At 53.5% G+C, this 1041-nt stretch carries 1 protein-coding gene; it reads left to right on the top strand.

Features of this window, described 5'->3' with window-relative positions:
• Positions 1-285 (top strand): hypothetical protein (locus Q2M23_RS43630; RefSeq protein WP_316399527.1); only part of this gene is annotated, 285 nt, incomplete at its 5' end.
• Positions 286-1041 lie beyond the last annotated feature (756 nt).

Below are 1041 nucleotides of genomic sequence, written 5' to 3'. Positions count from 1 at the left end.
TCCTGCTCTATTTATCCAGATGATGTGGCGTTTTGTTCTGTGAGGAAGTCTCGAACGGCCATTCAGCGCCGATTGCAACTGGCACTCGATAGCATCTACGAGTACTTCAGCAAAATTGGCATGGGTATTTCCCCGCAAAAATCTGTAGAACTACCGTTCACACGGAAGGCAATGACGACCTTTCCTCTATTCGTGGGACCGACCCGACTGGAACCTGTACGCTTCCATCGATTTCTGGACGTGATTATAGACTTGGAACTTCGCTGCACTCGACACATTAAATAATTTGAGGCAAAGGCGCAAAGATGGATTTGCGCCATCCAGCATCTTGCTGGGCCAGGATGGGGCTGTGACCAACACTGCCTTCTTGCGGTCCACAACGCCTTAGTGCGCGTGACTGTCCTCTACAGCCTCCCCGTTCTTCACAGACTAGCGTCGTCATCGCTAAATACGCTTCGAAGCCTTTTTGCTCGCAGTCTTCGTCGTTGCCTCGGGGTCCCAAGAATGGCTGCGACGAGACAGGTTATCGCGGAAGCACGAGAACTTCCGATTGAGGTACTACGTGAAAGGGAGACAGCCCGGCACTTCCTCCGCCTGCGCGCACATCATCGTCGCCATCCTCTGCTCACGAAAATTCGACACCGCCCGGAGAGTGATTTTTACCGGGTGGCACAAATGACCCGCCATAGCATGACTGGCTATGAAACAAGGGAATATATATCGCCCGAAGCTCCGTGGCCACTGCCGGTGCCTCCTACCTCGACGGCTGTCCCAAGTCTACGGGTCAGGAAAGAACAAGTCCCGCCAATCGTCCTCCGGGATCTCTTCTATAGTGTGACAGAGGACAGATACTCCTCCTCTGTGACCGTATACACCGATGGTACTTCCGCAAATGATGGAGCTTCATCAGCGATGACATCCCACCTAATGCGTAATATTCCCAAAGAACCTCCGGATCTTATCAGCACCCGTTTGCAGGCTCTCCTTCCTTGCCCTTCCAAAATGCCTTTGCCGCCTCGAGGGCGGAAGGCGGGCGAAGGG

Source organism: Bradyrhizobium sp. 33ap4, assembly GCF_032654765.1.
In the GTDB taxonomy this organism is placed as follows: domain Bacteria; phylum Pseudomonadota; class Alphaproteobacteria; order Rhizobiales; family Xanthobacteraceae; genus Bradyrhizobium; species Bradyrhizobium australafricanum.
The sequence above is the reverse complement of the archived record's forward strand: the minus strand, read 5'-3'. Positions and strand labels throughout refer to the sequence as shown.